The sequence below is a fragment of the Sphingomonas palmae genome (assembly GCF_900109565.1).
GTDB classification, from domain to species: domain Bacteria; phylum Pseudomonadota; class Alphaproteobacteria; order Sphingomonadales; family Sphingomonadaceae; genus Sphingomonas; species Sphingomonas palmae.
This window is the reverse complement of the sequence record NZ_FNZZ01000002.1, coordinates 568,672-595,435: the sequence shown is the minus strand read 5'-3', so window position 1 is coordinate 595,435 and position 26,764 is coordinate 568,672. Positions and strand designations below refer to the sequence as shown.

General features: G+C 66.5%; 29 protein-coding genes and 1 tRNA gene. 9 read left to right on the top strand and 21 right to left on the bottom strand.

The genetic code is table 11. The features are described from left to right. Nucleotides 1-65: 65 nt before the first annotated feature. Both BMW51_RS16425 and BMW51_RS15845 read right to left on the bottom strand, forming a co-directional pair. Complete coding sequence (locus tag BMW51_RS16425; RefSeq protein WP_218139370.1) at nt 66-260, bottom strand: KTSC domain-containing protein; 195 nt, start codon at nt 258-260, stop codon at nt 66-68. 295 nt (nt 261-555) lie between these two features. Further along, nucleotides 556-1,626 carry a hypothetical protein gene (locus BMW51_RS15845; RefSeq protein ID WP_143051826.1) on the bottom strand — a complete coding sequence of 357 codons (1,071 nt, stop codon included), beginning with the start codon at nt 1,624-1,626 and terminating at the stop codon, nt 556-558. A gap of 950 nt (nt 1,627-2,576) precedes the next feature. Between BMW51_RS15845 and BMW51_RS07335 the strand changes: the two genes are divergently transcribed. After that, a complete protein-coding gene (locus BMW51_RS07335) occupies nt 2,577-3,704 on the top strand; it encodes a tyrosine-type recombinase/integrase (protein ID WP_093004863.1) in 1,128 nt (375 codons plus the stop codon). 89 nt (nt 3,705-3,793) lie between these two features. On the opposite strand, the gene BMW51_RS07330 is transcribed toward BMW51_RS07335, so the two are convergent. The 10 genes from BMW51_RS07330 to nusB all read right to left on the bottom strand — a co-directional run bounded on the left by BMW51_RS07330 (nt 3,794) and on the right by nusB (nt 11,439). Then, a tRNA-Phe gene (locus tag BMW51_RS07330) sits at nt 3,794-3,869 on the bottom strand. A gap of 31 nt (nt 3,870-3,900) precedes the next feature. Next, nucleotides 3,901-4,074 (bottom strand): DNA gyrase inhibitor YacG, encoded by a 174-nt coding sequence (locus tag BMW51_RS07325; protein ID WP_093004861.1) that lies wholly within the window; start codon nt 4,072-4,074, stop codon nt 3,901-3,903. Continuing rightward, nucleotides 4,071-5,003, bottom strand: a complete 933-nt coding sequence (locus BMW51_RS07320; RefSeq protein ID WP_093004859.1) for an Rne/Rng family ribonuclease — start codon at nt 5,001-5,003, stop codon at nt 4,071-4,073. The genes BMW51_RS07325 and BMW51_RS07320 overlap by 4 nt, the downstream gene beginning before the upstream one ends. Beyond that, complete coding sequence (locus BMW51_RS07315) at nt 4,996-5,562, bottom strand: Maf family protein (RefSeq protein WP_093004857.1); 567 nt, start codon at nt 5,560-5,562, stop codon at nt 4,996-4,998. Before BMW51_RS07315 ends, BMW51_RS07320 begins: the two co-directional genes overlap by 8 nt. Nucleotides 5,563-5,594: 32 nt before the next feature. Further along, nucleotides 5,595-5,840 (bottom strand): translation initiation factor IF-1, encoded by a 246-nt coding sequence (infA, locus tag BMW51_RS07310; protein ID WP_026325702.1) that lies wholly within the window; start codon nt 5,838-5,840, stop codon nt 5,595-5,597. Between the two features lie 190 nt (nt 5,841-6,030). Then, on the bottom strand, nt 6,031-8,202 hold the full coding sequence (locus BMW51_RS07305) for a sodium-translocating pyrophosphatase (RefSeq protein ID WP_093004855.1): 2,172 nt from the start codon (nt 8,200-8,202) through the stop codon (nt 6,031-6,033). Between the two features lie 85 nt (nt 8,203-8,287). Further along, nucleotides 8,288-9,187 (bottom strand): thiamine-phosphate kinase, encoded by a 900-nt coding sequence (thiL, locus tag BMW51_RS07300; protein WP_093004853.1) that lies wholly within the window; start codon nt 9,185-9,187, stop codon nt 8,288-8,290. A 2-nt stretch (nt 9,188-9,189) separates the two neighbouring features. Then, the gene (locus BMW51_RS07295) at nt 9,190-10,725 is read right to left on the bottom strand and encodes a cation:proton antiporter (RefSeq protein ID WP_093004851.1); all 1,536 of its coding nucleotides are present in this window, start codon (nt 10,723-10,725) and stop codon (nt 9,190-9,192) included. A 43-nt stretch (nt 10,726-10,768) separates the two neighbouring features. Then, nucleotides 10,769-10,948 (bottom strand): DUF4169 family protein, encoded by a 180-nt coding sequence (locus tag BMW51_RS07290; protein ID WP_093004849.1) that lies wholly within the window; start codon nt 10,946-10,948, stop codon nt 10,769-10,771. Nucleotides 10,949-10,950: 2 nt separating this feature from the next. Then, complete coding sequence (gene nusB / locus BMW51_RS07285; protein ID WP_093004847.1) at nt 10,951-11,439, bottom strand: transcription antitermination factor NusB; 489 nt, start codon at nt 11,437-11,439, stop codon at nt 10,951-10,953. Between the two features lie 152 nt (nt 11,440-11,591). Between nusB and BMW51_RS07280 the strand changes: the two genes are divergently transcribed. Beyond that, nucleotides 11,592-12,110, top strand: coding sequence for a YciE/YciF ferroxidase family protein (locus tag BMW51_RS07280; RefSeq protein ID WP_093004845.1), 519 nt, complete (start codon nt 11,592-11,594; stop codon nt 12,108-12,110). A 46-nt stretch (nt 12,111-12,156) separates the two neighbouring features. Here BMW51_RS07280 and hisD read toward each other — a convergent pair whose 3' ends face one another. Together hisD and hisG are read right to left on the bottom strand one after the other, a co-directional pair. After that, entirely contained in the window at nt 12,157-13,452 is a 1,296-nt protein-coding gene (gene hisD / locus BMW51_RS07275) for a histidinol dehydrogenase (RefSeq protein ID WP_093004843.1), read from the bottom strand. Beyond that, nucleotides 13,449-14,141, bottom strand: a complete 693-nt coding sequence (hisG, locus tag BMW51_RS07270) for an ATP phosphoribosyltransferase (protein WP_093004841.1) — start codon at nt 14,139-14,141, stop codon at nt 13,449-13,451. The genes hisD and hisG overlap by 4 nt, the downstream gene beginning before the upstream one ends. Before the next feature lie 62 nt (nt 14,142-14,203). Between hisG and BMW51_RS07265 the strand changes: the two genes are divergently transcribed. Beyond that, nucleotides 14,204-15,304 carry a DUF2332 domain-containing protein gene (locus BMW51_RS07265; protein ID WP_093004839.1) on the top strand — a complete coding sequence of 367 codons (1,101 nt, stop codon included), beginning with the start codon at nt 14,204-14,206 and terminating at the stop codon, nt 15,302-15,304. Here BMW51_RS07265 and BMW51_RS07260 read toward each other — a convergent pair. The 5 genes from BMW51_RS07260 to BMW51_RS07240 all read right to left on the bottom strand — a co-directional run bounded on the left by BMW51_RS07260 (nt 15,289) and on the right by BMW51_RS07240 (nt 18,703). Further along, a complete protein-coding gene (locus BMW51_RS07260; RefSeq protein ID WP_093004837.1) occupies nt 15,289-16,227 on the bottom strand; it encodes a helix-turn-helix domain-containing protein in 939 nt (312 codons plus the stop codon). The genes BMW51_RS07265 and BMW51_RS07260 overlap by 16 nt on opposite strands. 99 nt (nt 16,228-16,326) lie before the next feature. Then, nucleotides 16,327-17,244: a pirin family protein gene (locus tag BMW51_RS07255; RefSeq protein ID WP_093004835.1), complete on the bottom strand. Its 918-nt coding sequence runs from the start codon at nt 17,242-17,244 to the stop codon at nt 16,327-16,329. Further along, nucleotides 17,225-17,677, bottom strand: coding sequence for an NUDIX hydrolase (locus BMW51_RS07250; RefSeq protein WP_177171569.1), 453 nt, complete (start codon nt 17,675-17,677; stop codon nt 17,225-17,227). The genes BMW51_RS07255 and BMW51_RS07250 overlap by 20 nt, the downstream gene beginning before the upstream one ends. 10 nt (nt 17,678-17,687) lie before the next feature. Further along, nucleotides 17,688-18,389: a glutathione S-transferase gene (locus tag BMW51_RS07245; RefSeq protein WP_177171589.1), complete on the bottom strand. Its 702-nt coding sequence runs from the start codon at nt 18,387-18,389 to the stop codon at nt 17,688-17,690. Between the two features lie 2 nt (nt 18,390-18,391). After that, on the bottom strand, nt 18,392-18,703 hold the full coding sequence (locus BMW51_RS07240; RefSeq protein WP_093005163.1) for a BolA family protein: 312 nt from the start codon (nt 18,701-18,703) through the stop codon (nt 18,392-18,394). A 55-nt stretch (nt 18,704-18,758) separates the two neighbouring features. On the opposite strand from BMW51_RS07240, the gene BMW51_RS07235 reads away from it, so the two are divergent. Then, on the top strand, nt 18,759-19,352 hold the full coding sequence (locus BMW51_RS07235; protein ID WP_425440980.1) for a J domain-containing protein: 594 nt from the start codon (nt 18,759-18,761) through the stop codon (nt 19,350-19,352). A 6-nt stretch (nt 19,353-19,358) separates the two neighbouring features. Here BMW51_RS07235 and BMW51_RS07230 read toward each other — a convergent pair whose 3' ends face one another. Then, nucleotides 19,359-19,727: a DUF1428 domain-containing protein gene (locus BMW51_RS07230; protein WP_093004829.1), complete on the bottom strand. Its 369-nt coding sequence runs from the start codon at nt 19,725-19,727 to the stop codon at nt 19,359-19,361. A 25-nt stretch (nt 19,728-19,752) separates the two neighbouring features. After that, the gene (locus BMW51_RS07225) at nt 19,753-20,148 is read right to left on the bottom strand and encodes a VOC family protein (protein WP_342723624.1); all 396 of its coding nucleotides are present in this window, start codon (nt 20,146-20,148) and stop codon (nt 19,753-19,755) included. A gap of 281 nt (nt 20,149-20,429) precedes the next feature. Between BMW51_RS07225 and cobS the strand changes: the two genes are divergently transcribed. The 5 genes from cobS to BMW51_RS07200 are packed head-to-tail and all read left to right on the top strand — an operon-like array spanning nt 20,430 to nt 26,764. Further along, nucleotides 20,430-21,434, top strand: a complete 1,005-nt coding sequence (gene cobS / locus BMW51_RS07220; protein WP_093004825.1) for a cobaltochelatase subunit CobS — start codon at nt 20,430-20,432, stop codon at nt 21,432-21,434. Beyond that, nucleotides 21,435-23,261 carry a cobaltochelatase subunit CobT gene (gene cobT, locus BMW51_RS07215; RefSeq protein WP_093004823.1) on the top strand — a complete coding sequence of 609 codons (1,827 nt, stop codon included), beginning with the start codon at nt 21,435-21,437 and terminating at the stop codon, nt 23,259-23,261. 6 nt (nt 23,262-23,267) lie between these two features. Further along, nucleotides 23,268-23,957 (top strand): aspartate/glutamate racemase family protein, encoded by a 690-nt coding sequence (locus BMW51_RS07210; protein WP_093004821.1) that lies wholly within the window; start codon nt 23,268-23,270, stop codon nt 23,955-23,957. A gap of 13 nt (nt 23,958-23,970) precedes the next feature. After that, the gene (locus BMW51_RS07205) at nt 23,971-24,237 is read left to right on the top strand and encodes a ribbon-helix-helix domain-containing protein (RefSeq protein ID WP_093004819.1); all 267 of its coding nucleotides are present in this window, start codon (nt 23,971-23,973) and stop codon (nt 24,235-24,237) included. Nucleotides 24,238-24,295: 58 nt separating this feature from the next. Continuing rightward, nucleotides 24,296-26,764 (top strand): TonB-dependent receptor, encoded by a 2,469-nt coding sequence (locus tag BMW51_RS07200; protein WP_093004817.1) that lies wholly within the window; start codon nt 24,296-24,298, stop codon nt 26,762-26,764.

The window sequence follows — 26,764 nt, the reverse complement described above, 5'->3', positions numbered from 1 at the left end:
GATCTGTATGAGGCTGTAAGCGTCTTAAATCAGCATAGCCTATGCGGGAATGCCGGTTGCGAGCCTTAGCACTGGTAGCGGTCGCGAATATAAGCGTTGTAGTAAGAACCCTTGGACGGTGCGGTTAGCAAGCCCTCGTACACGTGCGCAGGAACGCCACAGAACGTGTAGCTATGTCCTTGTGGAAACCACAGCGTCATTCGTCGGCTAACCTGATCATACTCTGCCCGCTTTATCGCGCTTGAGTTTACGTAAACCACCGTCTTGCCCTCGACGCCTCTACAACATCTAGTAATAGTAAGCTGTTCGGAAAAGGGTCCGGTTATTCTCACCAATTTGGCGCTACAGGCCGCGCACAAGGGGAAAGGGCGCCTTAAGTAGTTTACCTTACCTCTGGCGCCTTCATGCCCGCTACCGGGCTTCTATGCCTCTTTGTGTAATAGAAGACTGTGCCTTCACCTGTGCATCAACACACTCTTCCAATCTCCTACTAGTATGGTGAAGGGTGGGTGTGGGTGTTAATAGGACGAATTTTTTAATGTATATGGAGAGACTTCAACTAGTACCTTTAGCTTCAACCTTAGGCATTATTCCAAGCCGGTTATAGAAGGCATCTTGAATAGCTTTGATACCTTCTTTCATCTTAGAAGGAGGAATAAGAAGCGAGTCGTGAACGGGAAGGCCGATAATACCAAGTGACATAAGCCTTTCCATAGCATCCATCATTATCTCACTTTCCTCGTAGAAAAGCTCCGGCCAGCTAATAGGAACGGCTGGCCAATTTGCCATGACCGGAAGCTTTGCTCTAATTTCGTTCTCAACACGCTTAATGGGATGAGTTTTGCGCAAATTAGGAAAGCCACGTTGTGCCAAATCTTCTACTACTTCCGTCGGCCATCGTTTGTGAAAACGAGTGTGACTCAAGGTCATGTTGACCCATGCTTTAACCACGGCTCGTTCAAGTTTCGGTCCGCTGTAGGGATCACCCGTTGAGGGTAGCGGCGTTCCCGTAAGGGCGTAGGCAATTGTGAGAAAGCACGCAGAGATATCAACTTCTGCAACCGGTTCTCCGTTGAAGCGAATTCGACTCCGCTCCAATGACGAAAGCTGCTGATAGCTGCCCCCATCCGCATAGATGCGGCCACCTAGTCGATAGTCGTGGCCGGGCTGATCGCCTTGGTTGAAGCCGCGATACAAAGCGATTTCATCCAGTTGCGCCTCTACCGGGCCGGTAACAACGTGCGCTCTGATGAAAGCGTTGAGCGCACGCACCCGTGCAGCTTCGTGCTTCACGCGTGGGTCTTCGTAATCGACTGGTAGAAGCTTTCCTCTGGCCTTCCACTTGGCGCTGCGCACTGTAGCCGCGCGTAGCTGGATAGGCGGCGTGCAATCGGCCTTATGACAGTAGGTGAAATGACGGCGGTGTTCAGAGGCGATGACCCCGAACGTTGCGCAAAGGTCGGTCAAACGCGGCAAGGGCAGGATGCGCGTGATGAATCCCTCGCGATCACGAAAGGCTCGATCACCCTTGTAGACTTCAACAAAGTCGTAGGTGGCAAGATCGGTTAGCGCGCGCTCAAAAACATCACGGCACATAGGTGCGCCAGTGAAGTCCTTTGCGGCCATGCGTCTGATACAAGGCCGAATAGGCGTGTACGAGGCACCTTTGAGTACGTCCGCTACAATCGTATCAATAGCAGCTTGGTACTCCTTAGAAGCCTTCTTGCGGCGTCCTATTGGTTTGTGAATCAGGCGCAGCAAAGAAGTGCTGGCAGCCTTAGCTTCGATCGACTTCGAGTGTGATCGCAAAGTCATAGAGACAGTGGGTCGATTTAATAACTCTTGTGGTGGACGCGCCTTAAACGCGAGGCGCGGTTTACGTGCCGTGGGTGAATCGAAAAGGTCGATAGGTGCGGCAGCTTTGATAATTGTATTTGATGGCATGACTAAGAAGTTAACCTGACTATATGCTATGTTAATGTATTTGCTTAAATTGGCGGAGGCTTGGAGTTAATCGACCGGCTCTCTAAACCGACGGTTGCACTTCAACGGCGAGCAGCAGACCTTGAGCGCGCTTCCAAGGTCGTCTGGCGGGAACTTGGCAGTCATTTACGCGCGAGAAAGCGTGAAGCTCACAACGGCAATATGGGCGATTGCAACGACGAGATCGCTTCAAGGGTGTGGGCAGGGCAGGGTCTGCAAGTGCGTGAACATCGTCGGTGACGCTGCCATGCCTTGCGCTACGAACGCCTCTAAGTCGGCTAGGTAATAGAAGGCTTTGCCTCCTACGCGGACACAGCGCGGCCCGACGCCCCGTGACCGATAGTTAGCGAGGGTCTTCGTCGCCACGCCCAAGTAGAGTGCGGCATTGTGTCGGTCCAAGCGGCCATCGGGCATGACTCGGACGTTGACTCTATCAATCAAACTATGTCTCCTTAAGCAGCGAGTCGGATATCGGCTGGCTGTGAAGTGGAGATAAAGCGAGGCGGAGGCTCCGGCAACTCCCGATTCTTTGTGTCACTACTTCGCATGTATTCACCATAGACTAGATACAGTCACTTATTACGAGACTTAATATGGCTAGTAGGTTCGTAAAGCTTACCCCCGCTGCTCTCAAAGCGCTTCTACCGGGTCAGGCTATTGAAGAGCATGGCATCAAGGTGCAGCGCACGAAGTCCGGTGATCTTCGCTACGTCATTGCCGCGATGGTGGATGGCAAGCGGATTAGCCGCGCTATGGGTATGGCAAGCGCCGGGGTGACGCGGCAGCAGTGCGAGGCTGCGCTAGAGGTACTTCGCACACGCGCTCGGGAAGATCGATTAGACCTACCTAAAGGAAGGAAGACGGCTCCTAAATTCAAGGAGGAAGCCGTTCGCTATATCGAGCATCTTGAGCGCGGAGTAGGCGAAGGCGTCGACCGTAAAAGGCAACACCTAACGGCCCGCCTTGTACCTCAGTTGGGAGAGTACCGGTTCTCTGCGGTTCCGGTAACAGCGATCAACGAGTTTGTAGCTGCACGGCGTGCGGAAGGAGCGAAGGACTCTACTATCAACAGGGAGTTGGCAACCCTATCGCATCTATTTAGGTCGGCTAATAAGTGGGGCTGGATTGGGAAAGACGCTATTCCTTTCATCCCTCGACTATCGGAAGATAATGGCCGTCGTGTCGTTCTGAACCAAGCCGAAGCTACTGCGCTGGTTCAGGCCGCATATAACGATCCCGACCCGGACGTAGGCTTGTTCGTCATGGTAGGGTTACATACGGCTATGCGGCATGGGGAAGCTCGCCGCCTACGATGGGAAAACCTTGATCTACATCGTAAGCGGTTCTTCATTCCACAGGCAAAGGCGGGGCAGCGAGAGCAGCCTATTACAACCGAGTTAGCTTGTGAGCTTTCTCGGATCAGGTCGATGCGGGGAGAAGCTACCGGTTACCTTTTCAAAGGTGGTGCAGGCAGTTCCACTGGTTACCGGCACACCTTCCGTAAAGCATTTCAGCGGTCAGTTGTCCGGGCTGAACTCGACCCCGCCACGGTTACCCCACACGTCCTGCGGCATACGGCTATCACTCGGCTGGTTAAAGCGGGCGTTGATCTGCCTACCGTTCAGCGAGTCAGCGGACATAAGACGTTGTCGATGGTGCTGCGCTACTCTCACGTAGACGGGGTCCACATCGATAATGCGATGACCGCACTCGAATCGTAAGGCCAGCCTTAACGAGTGGGGCGATTACAGCAAAAATTACATCAGCGGGTTCGCCCGCTGATCTTTCTACCGCTAAGTTATTGATTTGATGGTGCCCAGGGACGGGATCGAACCGCCGACACTGCGATTTTCAGTCGCATGCTCTACCAACTGAGCTACCTGGGCATGTACCGCTGAGCAGCGGTGAGCGGCGTCCTTAGTCGGGGTTGCGGAGGCTGTCCAGCGCTTCTTCGTCGGCGGCGGGGCCGGGGATGCGATATCCCTCGCCCAGCCATTGCAGCAGGTCGCGGTCCTTGCACCCGCGGCTGCAGAAGGGCGCGTGTTCAGGCAGCGCAGGTGCGGTGCAGATCGGGCAGCGGGCAGTCGTCATGCGTTGAATATAGGCGTGCGGCCGGTGCGGCGCACCAGTTCGTCGAGCCAGTCCGGATGCGCGTCGAGGCAGGCGCCGACTGGTCCGGACAGGCGATGACGATTGGGCGCGGTTGCGGGAACACGCTCGATCTGGCGCAGCGCGGCGCGCGTCGATGCGGCGGCGAGGTCGTCGCGCAGCAACTCGGGCAGCGAGGCGCGCGGGCGCGGGCGGACGATCTGCATGAAGCCGAAGCCGTTGACCGCGGTGCGCTCGAACGGGAGCGCCAAATGCGCGTCGATCGCGGCCGCAACCGCCTGCCGCGTGGCCTTGCCAGTGACGCTAGGAAAGTCGACGCCGATGGAGCCGCCGATACCGTGCCGCCGGATCGCGTGCGCGACCGCCACCGCGGCGCGCTCGGCCAATACGTCGAGCGGACCGTCGCCGTCGACGTCGAACAGCGTCATCGCCGGCGTCGGCGACATGCGCAGCGCGCCGCCCGCGAACGCGATTTCGCCGAACAGCGCCTCGTCGAGCACCTCCGACCAGCCGGCCTGTTCGAGCAGGTCGGGCTCGTGCGCGCGCAAGGTGCGGACCGGCACCCCGGTTGCAGTTATGCGGGCGAGCAGATTTGGGCCGGTCGCCGGCGTCGCGTCGGTCATCCGCCCGCGCGCGCGCTTGGCGCGGCCGGGTTCGGGGATCGCCTCACGCACAACCTCGACCGTGATCGCGGAACCGAGCGTCACACCGGGCGGGCGACGATCGAGCATCACCTGCTCGCCCGTATCGAGCGTCGCGAGCTGGAACTCGGTCAGCCGCGCGCGCGCGACGGTGCCGACGCGCAGGCGGCCGGGCAGTTCGATGCGGGCGGCGAGAATACGGTCGTCGTCGATCAGCGTGGCGCGCGCCTCGCCGATCCCGTCCTCGTAGAGCCAGTACGCTTCAGGCAAGGATGCCGGCGGTGACGAGCAGCGCGCGCGTCTCGAACAGGGGAAGGCCGATCACACCCGAGTGGCTGCCCGCGAGGAAGCGGACCCAGCCCTCTGCGCGGCCCTGGATCGCGTAGCCGCCCGCTTTGCCGATCCCCTCGCCGCACGCGATATAAGCATCGATCTCGCGCGCGGTCAGCGGCTTGAATGCGACGATCGTGTCGGCGAGCCGCGTGCGTTCACTGCCCGCGGCGTCGATGACGCAGACGGCGGACAGCGCGTGGTGGCGACGTCCCGACAGCGCGGACAGCAGGTCGCACTGGACCTCCTCGGTCGTGGCAGGCGGCAGGATGCGCCGGCCAAGCGCGATCGTGGTGTCGCCGGCTAGCACGACCTCCCCGTCCGCGCGGGCAACGGCGCGTGCCTTCTCGACGGCGAGGCGCAGCGCGTAGGCGCGGGGCAACTCGCCCTTGAGCGGCGTTTCATCGATCTCGGGCGCAGCGACCCGGTCGGGCGCGGCACCGAGGCGCGCGAGCAGGTCGCGCCGGCGCGGCGAGGAGGAAGCGAGGACGAGTGGCATCGGCGAAAACGGGCGAAGACCGCCCGGCGCGATTATTGCGGGCCGGGGCCGCCGCGGCCGGGCATGAAGCGGTAGGTGATCCGCCCCTTTGTCAGATCGTACGGGGTCAGTTCGACCAGCACCTCGTCGCCGACGAGCACGCGGATGCGGTTCTTGCGCATCTTGCCCGCGGTGTGGCCGAGGATTTCGTGATCGTTCTCGAGCCGGACGCGGAACATCGCGTTGGGCAGCAGCTCGACCACCTGGCCGCGCATTTCGAGGAGTTCTTCTTTCGCCAAACGGTGTCTCTTTCGGGATTGGACGAGCGCGCCCTTAGCCGAAGCACGGCCAAAAGGGAAGGAGCGCCGGACAAGCAACAATGACCGGACCCGCGCGATGCGAGTCCGGCCGACACCGATGATATGGGCGCTTTGCCGTGATCGGGCAAGGCGAGCAGCGGCTGACACCGCTTCCCGGCCCGACGCGCCGTCAGCCCGCGCCGCCCGCCAGTGCCGCGAGCAGCAGCAGGGCGACGATGTTGGTGATCTTGATCATCGGATTGACCGCGGGACCGGCGGTGTCCTTGTACGGGTCGCCGACCGTGTCGCCGGTGACCGCGGCCTTGTGCGCCTCCGATCCCTTGCCGCCGTGGTTGCCGTCCTCGATATATTTCTTGGCATTGTCCCAAGCGCCGCCCCCGGATGTCATCGACAGCGCGACGAACAGTCCCGAGACGATGACGCCCAAGAGCATCGCGCCAACCGCGGCGAAGGCGCTGGCCTGCCCGTCGACGGCGCGTACGATGAAGTAGAGCGCGATTGGGGAAAGCACGGGCAGCAGCGAGGGTATGATCATCTCGCGGATCGCGGCGCGTGTGACGAGGTCGACGGTGCGGCCGTAGTTCGGACGGCTGGTTCCCTGCATGATGCCGGGATTGTCGCGGAACTGCCCGCGCACCTCCTCGACCACTGCGCCGGCCGCGCGCCCCACTGCGGTCATGCCGAACGCGCCGAACAGGTACGGCAGCAGCGCACCGAGCAGAAGTCCGACGATCACGTACGGGTTGGATAGGCTGAAATCGACCGTCAGATCGGGGAAGTAGGTCGCGAGATCGGTCGTATAGGCACCGAACAGCACCAATGCGGCGAGCCCGGCCGAGCCGATCGCGTAGCCCTTGGTCACCGCCTTGGTCGTGTTGCCGACCGCGTCGAGCGCATCGGTACGCGCGCGGACCTCGTCTTCCAGCCCCGCCATTTCGGCGATGCCGCCGGCATTGTCGGTGACGGGTCCATAGGCGTCGAGCGCGACGACCATACCCGCGAGCGCCAGCATCGCGGTCGCGCCGAACGCGATGCCGATGATCCCGGCGAGCTTGTAGGCGGCGATGACGGCGACGACGATGACGATCGTGGGCAGCGCGGTCGCCTCCAGGCTGATCGCCAGGCCCTGGATCACGTTGGTGCCGTGGCCGGTTTCCGACGCCTTGGCGATCGACTTCACGGGGCGGTAGTTGGTGCCGGTGTAATATTCGGTGATCCACACGATCAGCCCCGTGACTGCGAGGCCGATCAGCATGCACCAGAACAGGTCGTTGCCGGTGAACGACGCGATTGCGCCGCTGCCTTGCGTCGCAGTGTCGGCACCCGTCGTCAGATCATCGCCCGCGGGATCGAGGAAGCCCGCGCCGCCGATCACCGCGCTCATGTCGCCCAATGTCCAGCGCGTCACGGCGTAGATCGCGGGGATGGAGAGCAGCGCCGAGGTCCAGAACCCCTTGTAGAGCGCGCCCATGATCGAGCCACCACGCCCCAGCCGCACCATATAGGTGCCGATGATGCTGGTCACGATGCACACGCCGCCGACGATCAGCGGAAGGCTCATCAATCTGAGCAGCTCGGCCGCGTCGGCGGGGATGAGGAGCGCGATCGAGATCATCGTGACGCCCAGCGTGACGACGTAGGTCTCGAACAGGTCGGCCGCCATGCCGGCGCAGTCGCCGACGTTGTCTCCAACGTTGTCGGCAATGACCGCGGGGTTGCGGGGATCGTCCTCCGGGATGCCGGCCTCGACCTTGCCGACCAGGTCGGCGCCGACGTCGGCCGCCTTGGTGAAGATGCCGCCGCCCAGCCGCGCGAAGATCGAGATCAGCGACGCGCCGAACGCGAGCGCGGTCAGCGCCTCCACGATCGCGCGGTCGTTGGGGGCACGTCCGCCCGGGCCGACGAGGTACCAGAAGAAGCCCGCGATCGCGAGCAGACCGAGGCCCGCGACCAGCATCCCCGTCACCGCGCCCGATCGGAAGGCGGTGGTGAGCCCGCCCTGCAGGCTGCCGCGCGCGGCCTCCGCGGTGCGGACGTTGGCGCGCACCGAAATGTTCATCCCGACGTAGCCCGCCACCCCCGACAGCAAAGCCCCGATCACGAACCCGGTGGTGGACAGCAGACCGAGCGTCGCGAACAGCACGGCCGCGACGATCACGCCGACGATCGCGATGGTGGTGTATTGCCGGCCGAGATACGCCTTCGCGCCCTCCTGGATCGCGGCGGCGATGTCCTGCATGCGCTCGTTGCCGGTGGGTTGTCGCAGCACCTGGCCGCTGGTGAGGATGCCATAGGCCACGGCCACCAAGCCGCAGAGGATGGCGACATAGACGCTCGTCATGCCCGTTCTTCCCTCCTATTTTTGGCGGCGCGATGTTCGCTCGCGCTCGCCTCGGGCACGAAGGGGCACCCAACGCCACGCGAAGTCAAGCGTTGTGCTGATAACCCAGGTGTGCCGGCAGCGGGACGGGCGCGCCATCGTCGACGAGTGTAAGCCCGCGGCCGGGCGCGAACGCGCCGACGCGCGTGGCTGCAACCGGCGGTATCCAGTCGGCCGGTGCGGCGAACAGCAGCTCGTAATCGTCACCGGCCGTCGCGGCGGCGAGCGGGGTCGATCCGTATCGGCGCGCGGGCACCGAGAGCGGCACCGAGGCGAGGTCAACCGTCACCGCCAATCCGCTCGCCTCCGCCATGCGTGCGGCGTCGATCAGCAGCCCGTCGGACACGTCCATCATCGCGCGGACGTAGGGCGCGAGTACTCGCCCCTCGACAAGGCGCGGGGTCGGCCGACGAAAGCGGGCGAGCAGCCATGCCTCGTCGGCGTCGCGCGCCTGGTTGCTTCGCGCGATCGCGAGACCCGGACCCGCGTCCCCGATCGTGCCGGTGACCCACAGTGCATCACCCGCGCGTGCGCCCGAACGCGGTGGTGCCGCGGCATCGGCGCCGAATGCGGTCAGCGTCAGCACGCGCGGTGCGCCCGGCGGCAGCGACACGGTGTCGCCGCCCAGCAGCGGCGCGTCATACTGCGCCAGTACCGCGCGGAACCCACGCAGGAAGGCGCCGTCCCACGCCACTTCCGATAACGGATAGTTGAGCAGCACGCCCTCAACCAACGCGCCCTTTGCGGCGAGATCGGACAGGTTGGTCGCGACCAGCCGCCACGCGACATCGTCCGCCGGATCAGAGGGAAGAAAATGTACGCCCTCGACCATCGTGTCGGTGGTGACGACCATCCCGGCGAGCATCGCGGTATCGTCGGTCAGGCCAGCCGCCCCAAGGTGAAGCGGCAGCGTGCGCAGCGCATTGAGGAAAGCGCGTTCGTCCACGCTCAATTCTCCTCGATCCGGCGATCCTCGTCACCCGATACGGTGAGCTGGCGCCAGTCGAGCGCTTCCTGCAGCAGCAGGTAGGTGTCGCTGCTGATCGACTGGTCGTGGCGCAGCGCCTCGAGCCGGTCGCGCTGCGCGAGGACGGCGGCGATGGCGAGGCCGTGGCGGCGGTTGAGCGTGTCGGGGTCCTTGCCCGACACGCCGTCGCGAATGTCCAGATACTCGCGGCGCAATTGTTCGGCCGCTTCGCCGTTTTCACCGACCAGTCGCGCGAGCGCCGCTTCCGCGAGTTGGAGCCGCGCGTGGTCGACCTCCTCGCGCGCCTCCTTCGCCCGGCCGATCCCCAGCCAGCGTATCAGCGGGTTCAGCGTAGCGCCCTGGATCACCACGGTCGCGAGCACGACCGCGAAGGCGGCGAGCACCACCGAGTCGCGTTGCGGAAAACCGGCGGGCAGCGCGAAGGCGGTGGCGAGCGTGACGAGCCCACGCATCCCCGACCAGCCGAGCAGGAACGTCTCCGCCGGGCTGATCTTCGCCACCCGCTGCCCGCGGCGCACGCGCCACAGCACGACGCCGCGATAGCCGAACGCGATCAGCAACCGCGTGGCGACCACCCCCAAGACCACCCACAGGGCGAGCCAGCCGGCGTTGACCAGTTCCTGCCCCGACATTGCCGACAGGATGTTGCGTGACTGCTCGCCCATCAGCAGGAAGGCGAAGACGTTCAACAGGAACACGACGGTGGTCCACACCGCGTAGGAGTGGACGCGCATTCTGGGCGTGGTGCGGTTCGTGTTCGCCGCGATCGTCATCGCGCTCGCCACCACCGCGAGCACGGCAGACAGATGCAGATGCTCGGCGACGATCCAGGCGACGAAGGCGTGCAGGAACTGCAGGAGCGTGCCGCCGACCGTCTTCTCGACGTGCGGCTGCAACCGGCGCACCAGCAGCCCGTAGGCGATGCCGAACACGATGCCGCCGGGTGCCGCCAGCGCGAAGCGAGCACCGGTGCCCCAGTCGAACGTGCCGCTCATCTGCGCGGCAAGCGCGGCGTTGAACAGCAAGAGCGCCGTCGCGTCGTTGAACAGGCTCTCGCCCTTCAGCACCGCCTCGACCCGCTTGGCGACGGGCAGGTTGGTCAGCACCGCGGTGGCCGCGGCCGCGTCGGGCGGCGCAACGATCGCGCCGAGTGTCAGCGCAGCGGCGACCGGGAGGCCGATCGTGTACCAGCCGATCCAGGCGACGAACCCCGCGGTCGCGAGCACCGCCACCCCCGCGTAGACGATCAGCGGCAGCATCAGCCGCCGCGCCGCGCCTACGGGAAAGTCGAAGGCCGCATCGACCAGGATCGGCGCGATGAACAGCGCGAGCGCGGTGGCGGGATCGATCGACAGCACCGGCGCGCCCGGGATCGCGGCGACCGCGACGCCCGCGGCGGCCATCACGGTCGGGTAGGGCAGCGACAGGCGGCGCGCGACCTGCAGCATCGCCACCGCGGCGAGCATCAGCGCGAGAAGGCTCTCGAAGAAGGTCACGCGACGAGGGTAGCGGCTCGCGCGGTGAAGTCACTCACCCGCGTCAGTCGCGCTCGCGCCGTGCGCCGTCGAGCGTGGCGTCGAGCCGGTCGCGCTCGGCCGCGTCGCGCTGCTTCTCCGCTTTCGTACGGCCGAAGGCGGCGCGGTTGGTGGCGGCGGTCGTCTCTGCCTCGGCACGCGCCTTCGCCTTGCGCGCAAGGCGCAGGTTGACGACTTCGCCCATCGTCAGCCTTGCCCGGCGTCAGCGGCAGGAACGCTCGCGCCGCGCACGTCCTTGGCGACGGCGTCGAGGATGCCGTTGACGAAACCCTTCTCGCGCCGTTCGTAGAAGGCGTCGGCCACGTCGACATACTCGCTGATCGCCGCGCCGACCGGCACGTCGCTGCGCGCCAGCAGTTCGTAGGTGCCGACGCGCAGGATTGCCTTCATCGGCTTGTCGAGCCGGTCGAAGCTCCACCCCGACGACAGCCGCGCGGCGATCAGCCGGTCGACCTCATCGAGTCGCGCGTGCGTGCCCGATACCAGATCGTCGAAGAAGGCGATGTCGGCGTCGGCATACTCGACATCCTCGATCGTCGCGCCCAGCCGGTGGTGGTGGAACTCGGTCAGCAGCTGCGGGATCCTGGTCCCCTCCATCTCATGCTGGTAGAGCGCCTGAACGGCGGCGAGGCGGGCGGCGGCGCGGGCGCGCGATCGGGCAGCGGTGCGGGACATAAGGGCGGCGATGTAGTCGCGCGTGCGCCGTTCGTCACCCCCGAGCGGCGCCCGTCCTCGCGTCGGCACCGCTCGACCGCAATTTGCCTTGATAGCGCAACGACTTGCCCGTGCGCACCGTTATCAGCTCATCAATCACGGGAGCGACGAACATGGGCCTGTTCACCAAGGACATCAAAACCTTTGACGACCTGTTCCTGCACCAGTTGCAGGACGTCTATTACGCCGAGAACCAGATCACCAAGGCGCTACCCAAGATGATCGACAAGGCGAGCGACGCGGGGTTGAAGGCGGGGTTCGAGCAGCATCTGAGCGAGACGCGGGGGCAGATCGACCGGCTCGACCGCATCTTCGGGCTAATGGGCGAGAAGGCAACAGGCGTTACCTGCCCGGCGATCGACGGCATCATCAAGGAAGCGAACGAGGTCGCGGGCGAGATCGCCGACAAGGCGGTGCTCGACGCCGCGCTGATCGCGGCGGCGCAGGCGGTCGAGCATTATGAGATCGCACGTTACGGCACGCTGATCGCCTGGGCCGAGCAGATGGGACGCGGCGAGATTGCGTCGATCCTGAAGGAAACGCTGGCGGAGGAATATGCCACCGACGACAAGCTGACCGCGATGGCGACGGGCAAGGCCAATCGCGCGGCCGAGATGGCGTCGGCGGGGTAAAAGAAGCGCCTTCGTCGCCCCCGATCGGCTCCGGGGCGACGAGCGGTTAGCGGTTGGCCCTGATCCTGAGCGCGACCGATTTGGCGTGCGCGGGCAGCCCCTCCGCGTTCGCGAGCGCGACCGTCGCGGGACCGAGTTCGTTGAGCGCGGTCTCGTCGAGTTGCAGGAAGCTTGTCCGCTTCATGAAGTCGGTGACGCCGAGGCCGCTCGCGAAGCGCGCGCGGCGCCCCGTTGGTAGGACGTGGTTCGGACCCGCGACATAGTCCCCGATCGCCTCGGGCGTGTGGCGGCCGAGGAAGGCGCTGCCGGCGTGGCGCAGCCGATCGAACAGCGCGCGCGGGTCGTCGCAGGCGAACTCGATGTGCTCGGGTGCTAGCCGGTCGACCAGCGGAATCGCGTCGGCGAGCGTCGGCACCACGACGACCGCGCCGTTATCTTCCCACGCTACGCGCGCGGTGGCGGCGGTCGGCAGGTCGGCGAGTTGGCGCTCGACCGCTTCCTCAACCCTTGTGGCGAAGTAGGCATCGTCGGTCAGCAGGATCGACTGCGTCGTGACATCATGCTCGGCTTGGCTGAGCAGGTCGGCGGCGATCCACTCGGGGTCGTTCTGTCCGTCAGCAACCACGACGATCTCGCTCGGTCCCGCGACCATGTCGATGCCGACCACGCCGTAGACCTGCCGCTTCGCCTCGGCGACCCAGGCATTGCCCGGACCCGTTACGACATCGACGCGCGCGATGCGGTCGGTACCGTAGGCGAGCGCGGCGATCGCCTGCGCCCCGCCAACGCGCCACACCTCGTCTGCGTCGACGAGGTGCGCGGCGGCGAGGACTAGCGGGTTGATCTCGCCTTCGGGCGTTGGGGTGACGACGACCAGGCGCTCGACCCCGGCGACGCGCGCCGGGATGGCGTTCATCAGCAGCGTCGATGGATAAGCCGCGCGGCCGCCCGGCACGTAGATGCCCGCCGCATCGACCGCGCGCCAGCGTGCGCCGAGCCTCACGCCCGCCGCATCGGTGAAGTCGGTGTCCGTGGGCCGCTGCCGCTCGTGATAGGCGCGGATGCGTGCGGCGGCGAGTTCGAGCGCGGCGCGCAGTTCGGGCTCGAGCCCATCGAACGCCGCGGCGCAGTCGGCGGCGTCGACGCGCCAGCCGGTCTCGTTCAGATCGTGCCGGTCCAACTTCTGCGTGAAAGCGTGGAGCGCGGCGTCGCCCTCGTCGCGCACCGCGCGGATGATGGTCGACACGTCGCGCGCGACATCGACCGAGGTCTCGCGACGATCGTCGACCAACGCGTCGAACGCGACGGCGAAATTCGCGTCGGCGGCGTCGAGCCGGATCACGCCGCCCGCTCCTGTGCCGAGGCCGCACGGCGGAACGCCTCCACCAGCGGAAAGACGTGCGCGCGCGTTTTCATTGCGGCACGGTTGACGACGAGCCGCGCGGACACGTCCATGATCGGCTCGACCTCGACCAGTCCATTTTCCTTCAGCGTCCGCCCCGAGGAGACGAGATCAACGATGCGCGGCGCGAGGCCGAGCAGCGGGGCGAGCTCCATCGCGCCGTTCAGCTTGATGCACTCCGCCTGCACGCCGCGGCGCGCGAAATGCTGCGCGGTCAGGTGCGGGTATTTGGTCGCGACGCGCACGTGGCTCCACCCGCGCGGGTCGTCGTGCTCGGCGAGCGCGGCCGGCTCCGCGACCGACAGACGGCAATGCCCGATGCCGAGGTCGACCGGCGCGTAGAGTTCGGGATAGTCGAACTCGGCGAGCACGTCCGACCCGACGATGCCGAGCTGCGCCGCGCCGTGCGCGACGAAGGTGGCGACATCGAACGCGCGGACGCGGATCAGCGCGATGCGCGGATCCTGCGTCGCGAAGCGCAGCGCGCGGCTGTTCTCGTCTGAAAATGCAGGCTCGGGCACGACGCCGGCGCGCGCGAGCAGCGGCAGTGCCTCGGCGAGGATGCGGCCCTTGGGCACCGCGATGACGGTCACGTCGTGTTGGTCGACTGGCGGCTGTTCGGCGGACATGCCGCGGGCTTTACGAGCGCTGTGAAAGGGGCGCAATGTCGGCGAGGAAAGGGAGAGGGCCGATGGCGAGCGAGGCGGAGAACCGGGCGGCGTTCGAGGTGCAGGCGCAATATTGCGACGCGATGGCGGCGCCGATCACCGCGCGCGTGTCGCGTTCGCTCGGGCGCGTGCTGACGCGCGACACGCAGATCGGGCGACGCGTGCTCGACTGGGCGGGCGAACCGGTCGCGGACGCGATCGTGTTGCGGCTGGTCGGCGGGCTGCACGCGCTTCATCGGCGCGGCGCAGATGCCGACCTCTCGCGGGTGTTTTCCAGCGTGATTATTGAGGCGGGCAATGTCGACGACGCGCTGGACGGCGCGGTGGCGCGGCTCGACGAAGACTTGCTGACGTGGCTGGATGGTCCGCCGCAGACTAACGAGGCGGCGCGGTCAGCGGGATTGATGACGGGTTTGCTCCACGTTGCCGCGCGCTTCGGTCCACGCGTCGAGGTGCTGGAGATCGGGTCGAGCGCGGGGCTTAACCTGCTGATCGGTCGGATGCGCTTCGATCTGGGCGGCGTCGCGGCGGGACCGTCCGGATCGCCGCTGCCGATCCGCCCCGAGTGGCGCGGCGCGCCACCGCCTGCGGTGCCGATCGAGGTCGTATCCGCGCGCGGCGTCGACATCGCGCCGGTCGATGTCGCGCAACCGGCAGCGGCGGAGCGGTTGCAGGGTTACGTCTGGGTCGATGCGGCCGAGCGGCAGGCGCGGCTCGACACCGCGATCGAGATGGTATGCGCCCACGGCGTCGATCTGGTGCAGGGCGACGCGGCCGACTGGGTCGAGGCACGGCTGGCCGAGCCGCAGCCGGCGGGGGTCACGCGCGTGCTGATGCACTCGGTCGTGTGGCAGTATCTGCTGCCCGAGGGCCGCGCGCGCATTCGCGACGCGATGGCCGCGGCTGGCGCGCGGGCGAGCGCGGAGCGGCCGCTCGCCTGGGTGATGATGGAGCCGAACCGCGACCTGCACCGGCATGAGGTGCGGGTGCAATGCTGGCCGGGGACGACGCCGATGGAACTCGTCGCGCTCACGCACGCGCACGGCGCCTGGGTCGAGGGCCTGTCACCGCCTTACGAAACGCGCGACTATGTCATGCGCCGCGGCGCCTACGAGGCGGACTGACGCGGCAGGGCGTGCAGGGCCTGCGTTGCGGGGCCGATCGCCGCCGCGCGCGCGACCATGCTCGCGGTCAGGAAGGTCGTACCCTGCGCAAGGAAGCGCCGCGGCGGCATGCCTAGAAAGGTATTGGCATCGCGCAGGAAGTGTGACGCGTCGTAGTAGCTGCTGTCGATCAGATGATAGCCCATCGGCTCGCCCGAGCCGAGCAGCTTGACCAGCGAGCGCAGGAAGCGTGCGCGGCGCAGCAGCAGCTTGGGGGGCATGCCGAACGCCTGCATCGCGATCCGCCGCAGCGTGGCGACGGTCAGCCCCAATCGATCGGCCGTGTCCGCAATCTCGATCACGCCGTCGACCAGCATCAACCGCGTGAAGTCGCGAATGGCGTCCTCGTGCGGGTGGCGGCGGGTGAACAGCGGCGCCAAAAGCGCGTCGAGTGTGGGTGCGATCAGCGTCTCGTCGCTAAGCTTCTCCAACTCGCCCAATAGCCGCTCCGCAATGCCGGCGGGCAGCACCTGATCGAGCGGGACGACGCGGTTGTGGAAGGCAGAGGCCGGTTGCGGGAACATCCGCACCCAGCCGAGCGCGGTCAGCCCGATGCCGACCTGGATGCCGCCGTTGGTCGTCGCGCGAAACGCGCTGCTGGTTGCGCCGTACACGCTGACCGGTGCAGGCGCGAAGCGGTGGTTGCGGATCGCGATCCCGACCGGCCCTGCATCCAGCAGCACGCAGATCATCGGTGGCGCGGGCAGGAACCAGTTGATCATCTCGGCACGGTTGCCGTCGCCGTAGCTGGCGTAACCGCTGACGAGCTCGAGCAGGTCGGGCGCGGGCAGGTCGTAGCGGACGGCGAGCCCCGGTGGCATCGCGAACGCCGATGCCGGCACGCCGGGGCGGTTGGTGCCGCCGCGCAGGTCTTCCGCTCTCATGCCGTCCCCTCACGCAGGAGGCACGCTCACACGATCAGCCCCTTATGCTTGCTGTGATCTTTACGATGACACGGATCAAGAGGCGCGCGCGATTTTGACTTACGGGTAACTGACCGTTTTCGGGACTTCGGGAAGCGGGATGCGCTCCTTGTCATCGCCTGGTACGTCCGCGAACTCGCCCGCCTTCCACGCGCGTCGTGCCTCGCGGATGCGGTCGCGCGACGAGGACACGAAATTCCACCATACGTGGCGCGGGGTCGAGAAGGCCGCGCCGCCAGCCAGCATCACGCGTCCGCCCGTTTCCGACCTGAGCGTCGCCTTGGTGCCCGGGCGCAGCACGTAGAGCCGCTGCGGCTCGAGCGTCATGCCGTCGAGCGTCGCCTGACCATGCGCCAGATAGATTGCGCGCTCGTCAGTAGAATGGTCGACCGGCACGCTGCCGCCCGCATCTAGCGTTATGTCGGCGTAGATTGTGTCGGCCCAGGTCGTGGTCGGCGCACGCTCGCCCCAGAGCGTTCCCATGATGACGCGCGCGCGGGCACCGGCATACGCAATCTCGGGCAATGCGTCGGCGGCGACATGCTCGAACGCGGGATCATGCTCCTCCAGGTGGTCGGGCAGTGCGAGCCAGGTCTGGATGCCGGCGAGTGCGGGACCATCGGCACGCACGTCCTGCGGCGACCGCTCCGAGTGGACGATGCCCGAGCCCGCGGTCATCAGGTTCACCGCGCCCGGCGTAATCCGCACGTCGCTGCCGAGCGAATCGCGGTGCTGGAACGCGCCGTCGAACAGATAGGTGACGGTCGACAGCCCGATGTGCGGATGCGGGCGCACGTCGACGCCGTCGCCGGGCGGCAGGTGCGCCGGTCCCATCTGGTCGAAGAACAGGAACGGACCGACCATCGTCCGCTCCTTGTGCGGCAGCGTGCGATAGACCTTGAACCCGCCCAGATCGTGCGTTGCGGGGGCGAGCGTCTGCAGGATCAGCGCGTCGCCGTCATTTGGGGGCGTGGACATCGGTTTCCTCCAGCATGGCAAGCAGATCGGCGGGATAAATCACTTCCGCCCAGTCGGCGAGTTCGTCGCGCGTGAACCAGCGCGCCTCCGCCATCAGTTCGCGTTCCTGATCGGTCAGTGCCGCGCCCGAGACATTGTGGTGCTCGACATCGACGCGGAACCAGCGTTCGTCCGCAGTCACCTCGACCCGGTCGAAGGTGAGAAAGTCGACGACGCGGCGCGCAACCTGTGGTCCGCAGTCGCGGTCGAGCCCGGTCTCCTCCCACAGCTCGCGCCGCGCCGCCGCCTCGTAGCTTTCGCCCGGATCGACCGCACCGCCGGGCGTGCACCACAAGGGGGCCCGGTCGGCAGGCGTGAAGCGGAACAGCAGCACGCGGGCTTGCGCGTCGACCAGCAGGATGCGCGCCGCAGGCCGCGGGACGCGTACGGTCATCGCGGACACGTCACTCGTCATCGAGTTCGGGATAATGGCGGAAGATGCCCTGTTCGTTGAACGCGATGCGCCGATTGCTGGCGAGATACTGCCTGATCCCCGGCAGATCGGCGACGAGCCCGTGGATGCGCGCGAGCGCGGGGTAATCGGGCGTGAGCGTCGCCATCCGGCGCGGGAATGCGTAGCGCAGTCCCTCGATCAGCTGGAACAACGACGTGTCGGCATAGGTCCAGCGGTGGTCGATCATCCACGGCCCGTCGTTGCACTCGGCCGCCTGCTCAAAATAGTCGAGGAACTTGGGCAGGCGTTCCTCGCGAAACTGCCGCGCCGCGCGTGCCGCCTCAGGCTTCTGGTCGTCGTAATAGTCCATCACGGCGACGGGATGGTGGACGTTGTGAACCTCCGCGACCAAATCCGCGATCGTGAGTTGCAACTGGTGCACCCAGTAGCGATCGGCGATCCGCGATGGCGCCAAATCGTGGCGATCGCCCAGGTAGAGCAGGATGTCGGCGACCTGCGCGATCGTGAAGCCATCGATGTCGAGATAGGGCGGCGCGAACGGTGCGCGGCCCTTGCGCGCATCAAGGTCGGCGATCAGCGCGTCGGCGCCGCTCACGCGCGCGCAATCCTCGTACGCGATGCCGGCGGCTTCCAGCGCAAGCCGGATGAACTCGCCGCGGCCCTGAATTTCGGGCCAGTACCATAATTTCATCGTCACCCGACTGCCTCCGCCGGCGCGCGCGCCTCGATGGCGAGCGCGTGGATGTGGTCAGCGAGCAGGTCGGCGAGCGCGCGATTGACCAGCCGCTGCTGCGCGACGCGCGACTGGCCGGCGAAGGCCGCGCTCTCGATCACGACGCGGAAGTGGCTCTCGCCCGATCCGTCATCGCCCATGTGGCCGCGGTGCTGTGCGCTCTCGTTGATCACGCGCAGGTGGGTGGGGGACAGCGCGGCAGTCAGGCGCTCGTTGATCGCGCGCTCGACAGGGCCGGGCGGAGTGACGGAAGCGGTGGCAGGGTCGGTCATCGGCCCCATATAGGCAGTTTTTGCGGGAAAGGCGCCAGGCTCAACCATCGTGTCGATCAGGAAGGACAGACCGCAGACGCGTTTCCACGGCCGCGTCGAGAACAGCCAGCGTGCCTGCGATCATCCGGGCTGCGCTGAGGCGGGCGAGTTCCGCGCGCCACCGCTGGATGGTCCAGGCAGCGGCGACGCGCCGCCGCGCTTCCGCTGGTTCTGCCTCGACCACGTCCGCGCGTTCAACGCGGGCTACAATTATTTCGAGGGCATGAGCGCCGACGAGATCCACCGTGCGCAGAGCCCGACCGCGGGGTGGGAGCGCGAGACCCGCGCCTTCGCACGTGCGGGTCAGGGCGACCAGCCGCCGCGCTGGGCCGATTACGCCGATCCGCTCGACGCGATCGGCGCGCGCTTTCGCCGCACGACGGCACCCGAGCGACGCGACGGCAAGCCCTTGTCGGGTGAGGATCGCCGCAGCCTCGACACTCTCGGCCTCGCGCCCGATGCCGACCGCGCAGCCTTGCGCAAACGCTATTCCGAACTGGTGCGCAAATATCATCCCGACCGCAACGGCGGCGATCGCAGCCATGAGGAACGGTTGACCAAGGTGATCGCGGCCTACCAGCAATTACGGCAGGCACCCGCCTTCGCGTGAGCGCGCTCAGCCGCCGGTCGCACCGGCGCCGGCATGGAACACCGTCTCGAACCCGCCGAAGATCATGCGCGCGCCGTCAAACGGCATGGACAGCGTCTGAAACCGCTCGTCGCTGTGCATCGCGGCCTCGCAGCGTTCCGCGGTGTCGCGGTCGGGCCACAGCACCCAGCTGAACACGACCGTTTCGCCGTCCTGCAACGCGACGGCGCGTGCGAAGTCGGTGCGCGTGCCGGTCGGCACCTTGTCGCCCCAATTCTCCATCATCTGGAGCGCGCCGTACTCGGCGAGCAACGGCCACGCCTCTCCTGCTGCGGCGACATAGGCGTCACACCCGTCGCTGGGCACCGGCGTCACGAACCCGTTGACGTAGGTCATTGGCCCATTTTCTCCTGCCTTAAGGTCAGTCCGCGGCCGGGGCCGTGTCCATGAACACGGTCTCGAACGTGTGTCCGTCGGGGTCCTCGAACGCGCCGCCGTACATGAAGCCCTGATCGGTTACCGCGCGCGTTTCGCGTCCGCCCGCCGCGACCGCGGCCCGACTGATGTCATCCACCTCGTCGCGGCTGTCGAACGACAGGCACAGCAGCGCCGCGCTGGTGGCGTGGGTGTCGGCGATCGGCTTGTCGGTGAAGGTCGCGTAAAAGCCGCGGTCGAGCAGCATGACGTGGATCGCGTCCGACCATACCATCGCGCTCGCCTGCGCGTTCGAGAAGTCCGGGTTCAACGTGAACCCGATTGCCTGGTAGAAGGCGGTGGAGCGCGCGACGTCGCTGACCGGCAAGTTGACGAAGATCATCCGCGGCACAGGCAGGCCTCCTTCTAGCGAGTCGATCCGAGCAGCAGCATGAGCGAGACGCCGGCGAACGCAACCACCTTGTCGTTGGAGTGAGCGTAACGAAGCCGCGCTCGTCTTTCGTGCGGACGCGTACCAACGCGGGCAACCTCGCGAACGCCGGGGCGTTATCCTCACCGTTCCATCTGCCGGTGCATGCCGGGCCGACGCCCACGCGCGGGTTGACGCGAACGCGATCCCTTCGCACTGATTGCGGCAACTCTTAAACAAGCGGCTCAAGCTCGATGAACGACCTCTCCAACACCCAGCCCGACAGCCGGGACAGCACGATCATGGACGCGCCCGACAAGATGGTCGGCGTGCGCGACCTGTTCGGGATCGACAGCGACATGGAGGTGCCCGCCTTCTCCGAGGCCGACGAGCGCGTGCCCGACCTCGACCCCGCCTATGTGTTCGATCCCGACACCACGCTCGCGATCCTGGCGGGGTTTGCGCACAACCGCCGCGTCATGGTGCAGGGCTATCACGGCACCGGCAAGTCGAGCCACATCGAGCAGGTCGCGGCGCGGCTGAAATGGCCGTGCATCCGCATCAACCTCGACGCGCATATCAGCCGCATCGACCTGATCGGACGCGACGCGATCGTGCTGCGCCAAGGCCAGCAGGTGACGGAGTTCCGCGAAGGCCTGCTGCCCTGGGCGCTGCAGACGCCGACCGCGCTCGTCTTCGACGAATATGACGCGGGGCGTCCCGACGTGATGTTCGTGATCCAGCGCGTGCTGGAAACCGAGGGCAAGCTGACGCTGCTGGACCAGAATCGCGTGCTGCGCCCCAACCCGTATTTCCGGCTGTTCGCGACCGCCAATACGGTCGGTCTGGGCGACACCAGCGGGCTGTATCACGGCACGCAGCAGATCAACCAGGGCCAGATGGACCGCTGGAACATCGTCGTCACCTTGAACTACCTGCCGGCGCAAACCGAGGCGAACATCGTGCTCGCCAAATCGGGCGAGTATGACAAGCCCGAGGGCAAGAAGACGGTCGAGAACATGGTCCGCGTCGCCGACCTGACGCGCAAGGGCTTCATTAACGGCGACATCTCCACCGTAATGAGCCCGCGCACCGTCATCACCTGGGCGCAGAACACATTGATCTTCAAGGACGTGGGTTTCGCATTCCGGCTCTCGTTCCTCAACAAGTGCGACGACGCCGAGCGGCCGCTGGTGGCGGAATATTACCAGCGCGTGTTCGGGAAAGACCTGCCCGAGAGCGTGGCCGCGAAGGCGTAAATGGCGAGCGACACGCCCCTCGACCGGTTCAAGAACGTCCTCGGCGGCACCGCGCGCGCGCTGTCGGACGAGGCGGAGGTGGAGCTCGCCTTTACCGCCGACGCGCCGTCCCAGTCGGGCAAGCACATCCGTGTGCCGATGCCCGCGCGCTCGCTGCCCGCGGATCAGGTGGCGGAAGCGCGCGGGTTCGCCGATGCGTTTGCGCTCAGGCTGAAGCATCACGACACCGCGCTCCACGCGCGCGGTGCGCCGGCCGAGGCCGTGGCACGCGCCGTCTACGACGCGGTCGAGACCGCGCGGGTCGAGGCGCTGGGCAGTCGCGGGTACGCGGGGATTGCGGACAATCTCGCCACCGCGCTCGACGTGCGGCTGCGCGCCGACCCGATCACGCGTGCTCGCCAGCAGAGCGAGGTGCCGCTGTCGACCGCGCTCGGCCTGATGGTGCGCGAGGCGCTGACCGGGCTGCCCTCGCCGGTCGCGAGCGAGCCGGGACTGGCGCTGGTGCGCGACTGGGTCGGCGAGCGCGTCGACCTGGAGGCCCTGTCGCTGGTGCTCGACGACCAGCGCGCGTTCCAGGGGCTGACGCGCAAGCTGCTTGAGGACCTCGAACTCGTCGAGGGCGAGCAGGTGCCGGAGGAGAGCGACGAGGAAGGCGGCGAGGACGAGGCCGGCGGCGAGGGCGAGGACAGCGACGAGGCCGACGAGGGCGAGGCCGAAGGGAGCGAGGGCGAGGCGCAGACCGAGGCGCGTGGGCAAGAGCGCCAGTCGGACGAGCAGGAGGGCGAGGGTCAGGAAACCGACGGCGACGACATGGACGACGTCGACGGCGAGCCCGGCGACGAGGGCGAGGAGGGGATGCAGCCCGTCCGCCCCAACCGTCCGCCGTCCGACCACATGCCGCAATTCGACTATAAGGTCTGGTCGACGCAGTTCGACGAGGTCGTGGCGGCAACCGACCTGTGCGACGCCGACGAGCTGGCGCGGCTGCGCGGTTATCTCGACCAGCAGCTCGTCCACCTGCAGTCGACGGTGTCCAAACTCGCCAACCGGCTGCAGCGGCGATTGATGGCGCAGCAATCGCGCTCGTGGGATTTCGATCAGGAGGAAGGGTTGCTCGACGCCGCGCGGCTGGCGCGGGTGGTGACCGCGCCGGGGCAGTCGCTCAGCTACAAGATCGAGCGCGAGACCGATTTCCGCGACACCGTAGTCACGCTGCTGATCGACAATTCGGGTTCGATGCGCGGGCGTCCGATCTCGATCGCGGCGATTTCCGCCGACATCCTCGCGCGCACGCTGGAGCGCTGCGGGGTCAAGACCGAGATTCTGGGCTTCACCACGCGCGCCTGGAAAGGCGGTCAATCGCGCGAGACGTGGTTGTCGGCGGGCCGCCCGCCGCAGCCCGGCCGGCTCAACGACGTGCGGCACATCGTCTACAAGAAGGCTGACGAGCCGTGGCGGCGCGCGCGCACCTCGCTCGGGTTGATGATGCGCGAAGGGCTGCTCAAGGAGAATATCGACGGCGAGGCGTTGATGTGGGCGCACGCGCGGATGATGGCGCGGCCCGAGGAGCGCCGCATCCTGATGGTCATCTCCGACGGTGCGCCGGTCGACGATTCGACGCTCAGCGTCAATTCGGGCAGCTATCTGGAACGCCACCTGCGCCAGGTGATCGACTGGATCGAGCGTCGCTCGCCGGTCGAGCTGGTCGCGATCGGGATCGGGCACGACGTGACACGCTACTACAGTCGCGCGGTGACGATCATGGATGCCGAGCAACTGGGCGGCACGATTATCGAGCAGCTCGCGGCGCTGTTCGACGCGGAGTAGCGGACGGTGCGCACCATCGGCCTGATCGGCGGGATGAGCTGGGAGAGCTCGGCGCACTATTATCGCATCATCAACCAGGAGGTGCGACGCCGAATAGGCGAAACGCATTCGGCGAAGAGCGTGATGGTATCGGTCGATTTCGCCGAGATCGTCGCGCTCCAGCACGATGGCGAGTGGGACGTGCTGGCGGCGCGTATGGTCGAGGCGGCACGGGCGGCGGAGCGCGGCGGCGCCGAGCTGCTTGGGCTGTGCACCAACACCATGCACCGCGTTGCGGACGCGATCACCGAAGGCGTCGACCTGCCGCTGATCCACGTCGTCGACGCGACCGCCGACGCAGTGACGCGGGCGGGGTTCACCCGCGTCGGCCTGCTCGGCACCGCCTTCACGATGGAGCAGCCGTTCTACGTCGATCGGTTGCAGGCGCGCGGCCTCGACGTGATCGTGCCGACGCGCGCCGATCGCGGGATCGTGCACGACGTGATCTACCGCGAGCTGGTGCGGGGCACGGTACTCGACTCGTCGCGTGCGCTGTACCGCGACGTGATCGCGCGGCTGGTCGCGCGCGGGGCGGAGGCGATCATCCTCGGCTGCACCGAGATCATGCTGCTGGTCGGTGCGGCGGACAGCGCCGTACCGCTGTTCGGCACAACCGAAATTCACGCGCGTGCCATAGTAGACGCTGCGCTGGCGTGATCGGGGCATCCGCGTGATCACCGCGCCGCCCGGCGGGTTCGTCGGCCCGGTCAAACGCTCAATCACGATCGCGGGGCATCAGACCTCGATCAGCCTTGAACCGCTGTTCTGGCAAGCGCTGGAGGAGGCCGCGATCGCGCGCGCGCTGCCGTTGTCGGCGCTGGTGGCGCAGGTCGATGCGCTCAGGATCGTCGCCGACGATCCGCCGAACCTCGCCAGCGCGCTGCGCACCTGGGTGCTGACACAATCCCATAACGGAGATGCGACTGGATCGCATTAGCGTTGACAGTGAGAGTGACTCTCAATAGCTGAACTTCCATAACAAGGGGGTTCGTTTCATGTCATCTGCCGTGTCGCCGTTCCTGGCGCTGTCGTGCGTCGGCTTTATCGCCAGCGCGCCCGCGCTGGCCGAGGTTCCCGGCGCCGCGCCGGTCGCGGACAGCGCTGCCGCGCGCACACAGGACGGTCGCGCGCAGATCGACCGCGATGACATCGTCGTGACGGGCACGCTCGAGGCCAAGCCGCCCGCGGTCGAGAGCCCCAAGGCGACCTCCGCGCTGATCGACACGCCGCAGACGATCACCGTTATCTCCGACCAGACGCTTCGTAAGCAGAACCTGCTCACCCTACGCGACGCGTTGCAGACGATCCCCGGCATTACCTTCGGCGCGGGCGAGGGCGGCGGCGGCTACGGCGACTCGATCAACCTGCGCGGCTTTTCCGCCAACAACGACATTACGATCGACGGCGTCCGCGACAGCGCGCAGTACAGCCGCACCGATCCGTTCAACCTGCAGCAGATCGAGGTCTACAACGGCGCCAATTCGGTCTTCAACGGATCGGGCAGCGTCGGCGGCACGATCAACCTCGTCAGCAAGGAGCCGCGCGCGGAAGAACTGACGATCGCGCAAGCGGCGATCGGCACCGACGATTACTACCGCGCCGCGATCGACGCGAACCAGCGCGTCGGCGACATGGTCGCGGTGCGGCTGAACGGCGTGTACCACCGCAACGACGTGCCCGGACGCGATGTCGAGCGGATGAAGCGCTGGGGCGTGGCGCCCGCGATCACGATCGGCGTCGGCGGGCCGACCAGCCTGACGCTGGCCTACGTCCATCAGGAGGATCGCAACACGCCGATCTACGGCGTACCCTATTTCGTGACGCCGGTGAACGATGGGCCGCTGCCCGGCACCAGTCGCTCCGATTACTACGGCATCGTCAATCTCGACCGGCAGGACGTGACGGTCGACCGCCTGACCGCGACGTTTCGCCACGCGGTCAACGATCAGATCTCGGTCCGCAATCTGACGTGGTGGCAGCGCGTCGGGCAGAACAGCGTGACGAGCGCGCCGCAGGGTACCTTCTGCCTGGCGGAAACGAACCGCCAGCCGGTGACGCAGACGATCAACGGCACCGTCGGCGCGCCCTGCCCGGCGGGGCTGCGGCCCGGCTTCTGGCAACCCTCCGGCCCGCGCGGGTTGCTGCGCGAGCAGGAGAACCAGCTGCTGTTCAACCAAACCGACCTGCGCGTGGAGAACGGCGCGAAGGGCGGCGTGCGCAACGTCGCCAACATCGGTGTGGCGGGCACGCTGGAGGATTACGACCTGACGCAAGGGTCGCTGACGCGCACTGCGGCGGGTGCCGCGGTGACGCTGCCGCCGCTCCCGATCGTCGCCCCCGACACGACCTACACCGGGCCGGTCAATCGCACGGTGATCGCGGTCTCTTCCGCGGAGTCGCGCAACCTGGCGGTCTACGCGTTCGACACGCTCGAACTCGGGCGCTTTTTCGAGCTGAACGGCGGGGTCAGGTGGGAGACCAACCGCAACACCTTCCGCGCGCATCCGCTGGCGTTCGTGCCGCCGGGCACGACACAGGTCGCGCCGCTCGCGCAACTGCCGCAGGTCAGCCGCGAACGGCTGTTCTCCTACCGCATCGGCGCGGTGTTCCACCCGGTGCGCGACGTCAGCGTCTACGCCGGCTACGGCAACGCGCGCACACCGTCATCGGCGACCGTGCGGCTTGGCTGCGGCACGCTCGCGACCGCCGCCGCGGCCGATCCGTGCGCGGTGGCGCCGGAGACCGCCAAAAACTACGAGGTCGGCGTCAAGGCCGGGCTGTTCGATCGCCGACTGGAGCTGACCGCCGCCGCGTTCCGCAACGAGCGCACCAATTACCGCGTGCCCTCGAACGATCCGTCGCTGCCCGCGTCGCTGCAGGTGCTCGACGGGCGCAGCCGCGTCGACGGCATCGCCTTGGGCGCGAGCGGCAATGTGACGCGCAATTGGACCATCTTCGCCAATTACACCTATCTCGACAGCAATGTGGTTCAATCGGTGTCCAACTTCTGCCGCGACAACCCGCGCGGCTCGGCGACCAACCTCGCCGGCAACGGATGCACCAACTCGGTCGCGATCCCCGACCCGCAGGCCGGAAGCCGGCTGGTGCAGACGCCCGAGCATTCGGGCAGCCTGTTCACCACCTATCGCCTGCCGTTCGGTTTGGAGATCGGCTACGGGCTGACCTACCAGGGGTCGTTCTACGGCAATTCGCCCGTCGTCGCCGTCGACGGTCAGATCGCGCCGCAGTTCAAGGTCGACGATTACCTGATCCACCGCGCTTACATGGCGTACAGCTTCCGCGAAGGCGTGACATTGCAGCTGAACGTGCAGAATCTGACCGACGAGCGTTACTTCACCAGCGTGCGCAACAACATCAACGCGACCAGCGGCGTCGTGACCGGCGGCTGGGCCGCGCCGGGCGATCGGCGGCAGGCGGTGCTGAGCCTGTTCTACAGCTTCTGA

What these genes read in the sequence shown, in the direction of transcription:
- BMW51_RS07265 (WP_093004839.1), top strand. Translation starts at nt 14,204, where the DNA reads ATGGCGAGCGAGGCGGAGAACCGGGCGGCGTTCGAGGTGCAGGCGCAA.
- BMW51_RS15845 (WP_143051826.1), bottom strand. Translation starts at nt 1,626, where the DNA reads ATGGCCGCAAAGGACTTCACTGGCGCACCTATGTGCCGTGATGTTTTT.
- nusB (WP_093004847.1), bottom strand. Translation starts at nt 11,439, where the DNA reads ATGTCCCGCACCGCTGCCCGATCGCGCGCCCGCGCCGCCGCCCGCCTC.
- BMW51_RS07245 (WP_177171589.1), bottom strand. Translation starts at nt 18,389, where the DNA reads ATGAAATTATGGTACTGGCCCGAAATTCAGGGCCGCGGCGAGTTCATC.
- hisG (WP_093004841.1), bottom strand. Translation starts at nt 14,141, where the DNA reads ATGTCCGCCGAACAGCCGCCAGTCGACCAACACGACGTGACCGTCATC.
- BMW51_RS07290 (WP_093004849.1), bottom strand. Translation starts at nt 10,948, where the DNA reads ATGGGCGAAGTCGTCAACCTGCGCCTTGCGCGCAAGGCGAAGGCGCGT.
- cobT (WP_093004823.1), top strand. Translation starts at nt 21,435, where the DNA reads ATGGCGAGCGACACGCCCCTCGACCGGTTCAAGAACGTCCTCGGCGGC.
- BMW51_RS07305 (WP_093004855.1), bottom strand. Translation starts at nt 8,202, where the DNA reads ATGACGAGCGTCTATGTCGCCATCCTCTGCGGCTTGGTGGCCGTGGCC.
- BMW51_RS07315 (WP_093004857.1), bottom strand. Translation starts at nt 5,562, where the DNA reads ATGCCACTCGTCCTCGCTTCCTCCTCGCCGCGCCGGCGCGACCTGCTC.
- BMW51_RS07325 (WP_093004861.1), bottom strand. Translation starts at nt 4,074, where the DNA reads ATGACGACTGCCCGCTGCCCGATCTGCACCGCACCTGCGCTGCCTGAA.
- BMW51_RS07260 (WP_093004837.1), bottom strand. Translation starts at nt 16,227, where the DNA reads ATGAGAGCGGAAGACCTGCGCGGCGGCACCAACCGCCCCGGCGTGCCG.
- BMW51_RS07280 (WP_093004845.1), top strand. Translation starts at nt 11,592, where the DNA reads ATGGGCCTGTTCACCAAGGACATCAAAACCTTTGACGACCTGTTCCTG.
- BMW51_RS07225 (WP_342723624.1), bottom strand. Translation starts at nt 20,148, where the DNA reads ATGATCTTCGTCAACTTGCCGGTCAGCGACGTCGCGCGCTCCACCGCC.
- BMW51_RS07250 (WP_177171569.1), bottom strand. Translation starts at nt 17,677, where the DNA reads ATGACCGTACGCGTCCCGCGGCCTGCGGCGCGCATCCTGCTGGTCGAC.
- BMW51_RS07200 (WP_093004817.1), top strand. Translation starts at nt 24,296, where the DNA reads ATGTCATCTGCCGTGTCGCCGTTCCTGGCGCTGTCGTGCGTCGGCTTT.
- BMW51_RS07240 (WP_093005163.1), bottom strand. Translation starts at nt 18,703, where the DNA reads ATGACCGACCCTGCCACCGCTTCCGTCACTCCGCCCGGCCCTGTCGAG.
- BMW51_RS07255 (WP_093004835.1), bottom strand. Translation starts at nt 17,244, where the DNA reads ATGTCCACGCCCCCAAATGACGGCGACGCGCTGATCCTGCAGACGCTC.
- BMW51_RS07335 (WP_093004863.1), top strand. Translation starts at nt 2,577, where the DNA reads ATGGCTAGTAGGTTCGTAAAGCTTACCCCCGCTGCTCTCAAAGCGCTT.
- cobS (WP_093004825.1), top strand. Translation starts at nt 20,430, where the DNA reads ATGAACGACCTCTCCAACACCCAGCCCGACAGCCGGGACAGCACGATC.
- BMW51_RS07230 (WP_093004829.1), bottom strand. Translation starts at nt 19,727, where the DNA reads ATGACCTACGTCAACGGGTTCGTGACGCCGGTGCCCAGCGACGGGTGT.